This is a genomic window from Merdimonas faecis (assembly GCF_001754075.1).
Classification (GTDB): domain Bacteria; phylum Bacillota; class Clostridia; order Lachnospirales; family Lachnospiraceae; genus Merdimonas; species Merdimonas faecis.
Genome location: NZ_MIEH01000035.1, coordinates 24,222 through 32,858, shown reverse-complemented (window position 1 = coordinate 32,858; position 8,637 = coordinate 24,222). Strand labels below are relative to the sequence as shown.

General features: G+C 47.8%; 7 protein-coding genes. 2 read left to right on the top strand and 5 right to left on the bottom strand.

Annotation, left to right across the window (positions count from 1 at the left end; translation table 11 throughout):
• Both sstT (BKD12_RS15380) and sstT (BKD12_RS15370) read left to right on the top strand, forming a co-directional pair.
• On the top strand, positions 1 to 623 hold a 623-nt coding region (gene sstT / locus BKD12_RS15380; RefSeq protein WP_083262993.1), incomplete at its 5' end, for a serine/threonine transporter SstT.
• Between the two features lie 350 nt (positions 624 to 973).
• Complete coding sequence (sstT, locus tag BKD12_RS15370; protein WP_070090233.1) at positions 974 to 2,242, top strand: serine/threonine transporter SstT; 1,269 nt, start codon at positions 974 to 976, stop codon at positions 2,240 to 2,242.
• A gap of 85 nt (positions 2,243 to 2,327) precedes the next feature.
• Here the strand turns inward: sstT (BKD12_RS15370) and BKD12_RS15365 are convergent, their stop codons facing one another.
• From BKD12_RS15365 to BKD12_RS15350, 5 genes are all read right to left on the bottom strand, one after another.
• Positions 2,328 to 3,719, bottom strand: a complete 1,392-nt coding sequence (locus tag BKD12_RS15365; RefSeq protein ID WP_070090232.1) for a glycine--tRNA ligase — start codon at positions 3,717 to 3,719, stop codon at positions 2,328 to 2,330.
• A gap of 99 nt (positions 3,720 to 3,818) precedes the next feature.
• A complete protein-coding gene (recO, locus tag BKD12_RS15360; RefSeq protein ID WP_070090231.1) occupies positions 3,819 to 4,562 on the bottom strand; it encodes a DNA repair protein RecO in 744 nt (247 codons plus the stop codon).
• Entirely contained in the window at positions 4,504 to 4,728 is a 225-nt protein-coding gene (locus BKD12_RS17025; protein ID WP_176730987.1) for a hypothetical protein, read from the bottom strand. Before BKD12_RS17025 ends, recO begins: the two co-directional genes overlap by 59 nt.
• A gap of 12 nt (positions 4,729 to 4,740) precedes the next feature.
• Entirely contained in the window at positions 4,741 to 5,637 is an 897-nt protein-coding gene (era, locus tag BKD12_RS15355) for a GTPase Era (protein ID WP_070090230.1), read from the bottom strand.
• 73 nt (positions 5,638 to 5,710) lie between these two features.
• A complete protein-coding gene (locus BKD12_RS15350; RefSeq protein WP_070090229.1) occupies positions 5,711 to 8,632 on the bottom strand; it encodes an insulinase family protein in 2,922 nt (973 codons plus the stop codon).
• Positions 8,633 to 8,637: the final 5 nt, after the last annotated feature.

The window sequence follows — 8,637 nt, the reverse complement described above, 5'->3', positions numbered from 1 at the left end:
GTCTGATCCTGGTACTGGTTGGAACCATGGCCGCTGTTGTATTCATTGTAAACCCGATCATCGTGTTCCTGTTTATCCGCAAGAACCCGTTCAAACTGATCTTTACCTGTCTGAAGGAAAGCTTTATCACTGCGTTCTTCACCAGAAGCTCCGCTGCGAACATTCCTGTTAACATGAAGCTTTGCGAAAGACTTGGCCTGGATGAAGATACCTACTCTATCTCCATTCCTCTTGGCGCTACCGTAAACATGGCTGGTGCGGCAATCACCATTTCTACCATGGCACTGGCAGCAGCCAACACCCTGGATATCCACGTTTCCGTCGGCAGTGCACTGATCATGTGCGTACTGGCAGCAGCCAGTGCAGCCGGAGCTTCCGGTGTTGCAGGCGGTTCCCTGCTTCTGATCCCGCTGGCATGTAGTCTGTTCGGTATCCCGAATGACATCTCCATGCAGGTAGTCGGTGTCGGATTCATCATCGGTGTAATCCAGGATTCCTGTGAGACAGGCGTTAACTCTTCTACAGACGTTCTGTACACAGCAATCGCAGACTTCCGCGACCGCCGGATCAATCCAGAGCACTACGCAAACAAGCCGTTTGATCCGGAGATCAAGATCCTGTAATTTTCAGATTACACGCAGACAAAAGACTTACAATTACATACGGATTCAAGACAGGCAGATCTTCTGCCTGTCTTTTTTGTCTCTATACCTGTCAGTCCTGCCAGTAACACGCCGTCTTCACCTGCGCCTCCTGTATGCGGAAGATGCAAAAAACACATACAGACGCGCAAACAGTTCCTTAGCGTGCCATTAGCGCTCTTTGTGCATTTCGACGAAAAACATGTTTTTTCAATATTTTCCATCGTCATCATTTACAAATCATCCAAAATCTAGTATATTAAAAACATCATTATTTTAGCGTTATCTTAACACGCTACAGGTAACGTGTCAAGAAGAAAGAGAGGGAAAATATGGAAAAACTCAAAGGCATCATTCAAAAATGGAACAGCATCAGTTTGGTGAAACGGATCATCTGCGGACTGATCATCGGTATCATTCTCGGTCTGGTCGTACCGCAGGCAAGCGCGATCTCTATTCTGGGGGATTTATTTGTCGGAGCTCTGCGCGGAGTTGCACCGATTCTGGTATTTTTCCTGATCATGAGTTCTCTGTGCCGTATGGGCGAAGGACAGAAAACCAACTTAAAGGTAATCGTCATTCTTTATATGGCGGGCAATGTGGTGGCTGCAGCCTGTGCCGTGGTGGCAAGCCGGCTGTTTCCGATCGTTCTTACCTTTTCTGAGAGCACGGACACCAGCGACGTTACCCCGCCCAGCGGAGTTACAGAGGTCATCACCAATCTTCTGATGAACCTGGTGGACAATCCGGTCAACGCCCTGATCAACGCCAACTTCATCGGCATCCTTGCATGGGCCATTATCTTTGGTATCGCGCTCAAGGGCGCCAGCGAAGGAACCAAAAATGCGCTGGACAATATCTCTGACGCTGTTTCCACAGCAGTCAGATGGGTCATCAACTGCGCTCCCTTCGGTATCATGGGCCTGATCTTTACTACCATTTCCGAACAGGGTCTGTCTGTTCTCCTTGGATACGGACGTCTGATCCTGGTGCTGGTCGGAACCATGGCGGCCGTAGCGCTGATCATCAATCCGATCATCGTATTTTTGTTCATCCGCAAAAATCCTTACAAGCTGGTATTCACCTGCCTGAAGGAAAGCTTTATCACCGCATTCTTCACCAGAAGTTCTGCGGCAAATATCCCGGTAAATATGGGACTGTGCGAGCGGCTGGGACTGGACGAAGACACTTACTCCATCTCCATTCCGCTTGGAGCAACCGTAAATATGGCCGGCGCAGCCATCACCATTTCTACGATGGCCCTTGCAGCGGCGAATACTCTGGGTATTGAAGTATCGATCCCCAGCGCGCTGATCATGTGTGTACTGGCGGCTGCCAGTGCGGCAGGAGCCTCCGGCGTGGCAGGCGGGTCCCTGCTTCTGATCCCGCTGGCCTGCAGCCTGTTTGGTATCCCCAACGATATCTCCATGCAGGTAGTAGGTGTCGGATTTATCATCGGCGTTATCCAGGATTCCTGCGAGACTGGTATCAACTCCTCTACGGACGTACTTTACACCGCCATCGCAGATTTCCGCGACCGCCGGATCCATCCGGAACGCTATGCGGACAAGCCGTTTGATCCGGAGATCAAAATTATGTAGTCTTACGCAGTTATACATAAAGAAGGAGCGCGGGATAAACTTCCCGCGCTCCTTCTTTATGCTCACGATTTCAATTTACAGCTGATTACCATTCGAATTTTTTCTCAAAATAGCTTTCCAGATCTTCAATCTTTACTCTTTCCTGCTCCATAGTGTCTCTGTCCCGGATCGTTACCGCACCATCTTCTTCAGACTCAAAATCATAGGTAATGCAGAAAGGTGTTCCAATCTCATCCTGTCTGCGGTAACGCTTGCCGATATTGCCTCTTTCATCAAACTCGCAATTATATTTCTTAGAAAGGCGTGCATAGATCTTCTCGGCACCTTCGCTCAGTTTCTTAGACAGAGGCAGAACCCCTATTTTCACCGGAGCCAGAGCCGGATGGAAATGCAGTACCGTACGCTTGTCCCCGCCTTCCAGCTCTTCCTCGTCATAAGCGCTGCATAAGAACGCCAGAACCATACGATCTGCTCCCAGAGAAGGCTCGATTACGTAAGGAATGTATTTGATCTTTTTCTCATCGTCAAAATATGTCATATCCTGTTTGGACACATTCTGATGCTGTGTCAGGTCAAAATCGGTACGGTCAGCGATTCCCCAAAGTTCTCCCCAACCAAACGGGAACAGGAATTCTACGTCTGTAGTAGCTTTGCTGTAATGGCTCAGTTCTTCCGGCGAATGATCACGATAACGTACCTCTTCATCTTTCAGTCCCAGAGTTTTCAGCCAATCCAGACAGAACTTTTTCCAGTATGCATGCCACTCAAGGTCTGTATCCGGTTCACAGAAAAATTCCATCTCCATCTGTTCAAACTCTCTTGTACGGAAGATGAAGTTACCCGGTGTAATCTCGTTTCGGAAAGATTTTCCAATCTGACAGATTCCAAACGGGATCTTCTTTCTGGATGTACGCTGCACATTTTTAAAGTTAACAAAAATCCCCTGTGCAGTCTCCGGGCGGAGATATACCACACTCTTCGCATCTTCTGTTACTCCCTGGAAGGTCTTAAACATCAGATTGAATTCCCGGATCTCGGTAAAATTATGCTTGCCGCAGGTCGGACACGGAATCTGATGCTCCTCGATATATGCTTCCATTTTCTCATGGCTCCATCCGTCAATGCTGTCCCCGATATCCAGTCTGTTTTCCTTTGCGTAGTCTTCGATCATCTTGTCCGCGCGGAATCTTTCATGACACTCCTTACAGTCCATGAGAGGATCACTGAATCCTCCCAGATGTCCGCTTGCCACCCAGGTCTGCGGGTTCATCAGAATCGCACAGTCCACACCCACATTATACGGGGATTCCTGCACAAACTTCTGCCACCAGGCCTTCTTAACATTATTCTTCAATTCTACACCAAGATTCCCGTAATCCCATGTATTTGCAAGACCGCCGTAAATTTCTGACCCGGGATATACAAATCCCCTTGATTTCGCCAGTGCGACGATTTTTTCCATCGTTTTTTCTACCATGCCCTCTACCTCACCTTCTATATGCTTTATGGGTTTTATCTATAAACAACGCCCATGATTGTTAATAATTATACCGGGTGGCCTTTACGTTTTCAAGTACTATTCTATAATTGTTTCCAGTATTTCCAGGGATTTGAAGCGCTTGTCCACATACCTGGCCAGATATTCTCCGGTGATTCTGATAAGCTGTTCCATTACCTCATCCTTGACAACAAAGGTGTACAGCTTTTCCACCGGAGAAGAGACGATATACTGCAATGTATAGGCGGTAGACGGCAATAGAAGGATGCCTTCCTTTTCCGTCTGTCTGCAGTCTTCGCAGAGGATACCACCGCGGCGGACACTAAACCAGAAGGAACCCTCCTGTTTTCCGCAGGATATGCAGGAAAAGACCTGAGGTCCTTCCCCGTTTACGGTCACAGCCTTTAATTCATAGACGCACCGTACCAGGCGGTTGGGAATATGCGGGTTCAGAAGCGCCCGGAGCGTCTGGTATAAAAGCCCCAGAAGCCGGGTCTCATCATTCCCTTCTCTGCCGTAGTAGGCTGCCAGATCCATAAAATAAAACCCGTAATACGCCCCTTCCATGTCCATTCTAAGTTCAGAAAAATAATTGGAAATAGAGGCCGACATCAAGGTATAAGATGTCCGCCCCTCATAAATCATAAATGTACCAAAGGAAAAGGGCTCTGTCACCCCCATCAGTGCATTGCCGGCTCTTCTGGCGCCTCTGGCAAATACAGATATTTTTCCCCGTTCCCTTGTCAGGATCACGATCCGTTTATCATATTCTCCAATCGGTGCCGCAGTCAGCACCATTCCTGTTACCGTAATCTGATTCAATGTCAGTTTCTCCTTTATGGCGCCCTGCAGTCCCCTGACCGGCTGTCAGATTTTTATAGCTCAGATAATCTACAATCTTCCCTGTTTTCAGAAACCGCTCCCAGTATTTTTGTTCCACAAGCATCACCTCATCCTCTGTTTTTATCCTAAGGATAGGTTCTCCCATGGACGCGCCATTTTATTCTTCTTCCCGATATCCAAAATTTTTCATCAGGAATTCACTGTCTCTCCAGTCCTTCTTTACTTTGACCCAAAGCTTCAGATTTACCTGGCAATCCAGCATTTTTTCAATCTCATACCGGGCCGTACTCCCGATCTTTTTCAACATATTTCCTTGTTTTCCAATAATTATCCCCTTGTGGGAATCACGTTCACAGATAATCGTGGCATCAATGTGCACTACTTTATTCTTTTTCTGCATACGTTCAATGGCAACCGCAATCCCATGGGGAATCTCCTCCTGCAGGCAGTGAAGTGCCTTTTCACGGATAAGCTCCGCCACAATCTGCCGTTCCGGCTGATCTGTCACCGTATCCTCGTCGTAAAACTGCGGACCGTATGGCAGATATTTCATAATTTCCTGTATCAGCACCTCCGTATTATCTCCGTTCCTCGCAGATACCGGCACAATCTCCGCAAAATCGCAGACATCTTTGTAAGCGGCAATCACCGGGAGCAATTCTTCCTTCTTCACACTGTCGATCTTATTGATTACCAGAATTATCGGAGTACTTACTCTTTTCAGCTGCTGCGCAATATGCTGTTCACCAGCCCCGATGAATGTAGTCGGTTCCACCAGCCACAGGATCACGTCCACTTCCTTCAGCGTCCGCTCCGCCACGTTTACCATGTATTTTCCCAGCTTGTTTTTCGCTTTGTGGATCCCCGGTGTGTCAACAAACACAATCTGTCCTTCCTCGGTGGTCAGGACCGTCTGGATCCGGTTTCTGGTCGTCTGAGGCTTGTTGGATGTAATGGCGATCTTCTGACCGATGAGATAATTCATCAACGTAGATTTCCCCACATTCGGCCGGCCGATCAGCGTTACAAAGCCAGATTTATAGTCTTGTCTCATTTTCTCCCTCCAGGGGGGACGTACACATTTGCAAAAGGGGACAGGCACCAACGCCAAAAGTGTACGTCCCCCGTTAAAAACTTGTCAATACATCAAACATATCTTTGTCTGTCTCTATCTTCTCTTCGCTGCCTATCACGCATATCTGATCCGCTGCCAGCAAGGCTTCAACAACCGGCGCCAGTGCGCGGATATCCTCCTGGTCTGCTTCCAGGATCTCTGAACGTTCTCTCTGGATCATCTCCGGGCTTACATGGTTCATATAAAGGTTCATGGACCGGTCTCCTTTGGCTGACGGCGTCATAGGCTGATCGATGTTACTGATGGTCCCGATAATATACTTCGTCATATCCCGTTCGCTGACGGTAAAGTTTTTAAGATAGTCTGTAATACCCTCATAGATCTCCATGGTCCGCTTCAGGTTCGGATCCCGGTAGGAAACGAAATATCCTTCTCCAATCCTGTTAAAATTGCTCATACAGCCATAGGCACCGCCCTTGACACGGATATTCTGCCACAGATATTCATAGCTTAAAATCACTTTCAGTATCTGGAGCGCACCGCTGTATTGGGCGCCGCCATCAATAAAGTTTCCGGATCTGGCCACATACTGCACCTTCGAAGCAGTCTTGAAGCCTTCATTTTTCTTCTCACAGTGGAGGATACATACCGCCTCTTCCACTGAATCCGTAAACAACCGTCTTTTCATACTGTCCACAAAATCTTCCAGACCGTCCAGACCGTCCCGTGATGCCGTGTAGCTGATCATCATCCCTTCCGCCCGGAACAGGCGCACAGCCAGGCTCTTTAGTTTCCGGATCAGATCTTCCTTTTCTTCTTCGAAATGCTCGGTAATCCGTGCTACTACCCTGTAAAACTCTATACCGCTGGTCAGGTCTTTTAACCTTGCCGATGGAGATGTGTATGCCAAAGACCTCAGAACCGCCGTGGTATGCCCGGCCGACTGGAACCGCATAAGAAGCCTTGATTTCAGCATCTGGAGTATCTCCAGGAGCCGCTTTTCATCCTCAAGCTTTGACTCTGTCAGGATCTCTCCCATCATGTCAAAAGCCACAGATAGCTTTTCATACAATGCCTTGGCCTTGATCTCAAAGGTAGCCTTGAACTCCTTCTCCTTCACCTTTGTCACATCCGGATAAAGCTCCAGCGAGGTGCCGATCCCGCCAGTGTGCACATTGATTTCATTAAATAATTCACCATACTCATAATGAGTGGTATCAATCACACCCAGCACTGCCTGCAGGATTCCCACATACGGAAGCAGTTCCTCCGGTACGCCGGACATGTCAAACAGCAGATCCAGATACCCGATTCCGTTCGTCTCAATCTCATGGAATATCATCGGAATCCCTGCCACTGTCCGTTCTTCATTAAAAATCGGTGCGATCTTACGGGAAATATCTTCTCTTTTAAGTACCGGGATCTTTTCCAGATCCTCCGGACGGTCTTCTGCTGACTGATAGGCCTCAAGCGCCTCTGTCCGGTCTACAAGCTCCTGCCTCTCCTTCTCGCTCAATCCATTTTTATATGCCTCAAGCTTTTCAGCAAGCTCCCGGTCCATCCGGGCCGTCCGTCCCTTCTCCGGCTTTACCACCACGATTGCCCCATGCGGATTTTCCAGAAGATAACGACGGATCAGATCTTCATAATATCCAGTTCCGATCTGATTTTTCAGGAAGGAAAATGTGTCCAGCGCTTCTATATGGATAAACGGCTTTTCGTCATCATAGAGCCAGCTGTCCAGCATCTGAAGACCATACATCAGTCCCTTCGGATAACTGCCAAAATCAGCCTCCCGATAGCGGAATTCATGATAATTGATTCCTGCCTCCAGTGCTTTTTTATCCATCCCATTCTCTACAATCTCCTTCAGAACCTCCTCAATCTTCTCCACAAACGCTTCCTTCTGCTCTACATTGGCGTTTTTAGAGATCACAGAGAAGATCGGCTGATAAACTCCATTGTCATAAGAGCCCATAATATCCTTTCCAATCCCCGCTTCCGTAAGCGCCTTCTTAAGAGGTGCTCCCGGCGCTGATAAAAGCGCATAGTCCAGGATCTGGAAAGCAAGGTAAAGCTCCCGGTCCAGACTTGTGCCAATCACCTTATTGTAGGAAAGATAGGTATTATCTGCTTCAGATTCATCGCTTGCTATGGAATATGGCAGTTCCCTTTCCACCATTTTTCTGAATGGCTCCTGAAAACGGATTTCAGAATCCACCTCAATCTTATCGAAATGACATAAGTACTCCCGATCCAGCCACTCCAGTTTCTCATCCATATCCATATTTCCATACAGATAAATATAACTGTTGGACGGATGATAATATTTCCGGTGGAAATCCAGGAACTGTTCATAGGTCAGATCCGGGATATACTCTGGATCGCCTCCGGACTCGTTCGCATAGGACGTATCCGGAAACAGTGTATTCAGGATCACTCTGTCCAGAACGCTCTCAGGCGAGGAAAACGCCCCCTTCATTTCATTATAGACCACTCCATTGTACTGAAGCTCTCCCTCCGGAGAGTCCAGTTTATAGCTCCATCCTTCCTGCCGGAAAATCTCTTCATGCTGATAAATATTAGGATACAGCACCGCGTCCATGTATACATGCATCAGATTCTGAAAATCCTTGTCATTACAGCTGGCAACCGGATACACTGTCTTATCCGGATAGGTCATCGCATTAAGAAAGGTATTTAACGACCCTTTAACCAGTTCTACAAAAGGATCCTTAGCGGGGAAATTTTTTGACCCGCAAAGCACCGAATGTTCCATGATATGCGGTACGCCGGTACTGTCCTTTGGCGGTGTACGGAAGCCGATGCTAAACACCTTGTTGTCATCATCATTCTCTATCAAAAGCACCCGGGCGCCGCTCTTCTTATGTCTGAGCAGGCATCCGCGGGAGCGGATTCCTTTCAGTTCCTCCTGCTGAATCATCTCATAAGCTCTGCCATTTGTTTCGTTCATAACTT

Excerpts from the sequence above, each read along its gene's own strand:
- sstT (WP_070090233.1), top strand. The coding sequence starts at position 974 with ATGGAAAAACTCAAAGGCATCATTCAAAAATGGAACAGCATCAGTTTG.
- BKD12_RS15365 (WP_070090232.1), bottom strand. The coding sequence starts at position 3,719 with ATGGTAGAAAAAACGATGGAAAAAATCGTCGCACTGGCGAAATCAAGG.
- BKD12_RS17025 (WP_176730987.1), bottom strand. The coding sequence starts at position 4,728 with ATGGGAGAACCTATCCTTAGGATAAAAACAGAGGATGAGGTGATGCTT.
- era (WP_070090230.1), bottom strand. The coding sequence starts at position 5,637 with ATGAGACAAGACTATAAATCTGGCTTTGTAACGCTGATCGGCCGGCCG.
- BKD12_RS15350 (WP_070090229.1), bottom strand. The coding sequence starts at position 8,632 with ATGAACGAAACAAATGGCAGAGCTTATGAGATGATTCAGCAGGAGGAA.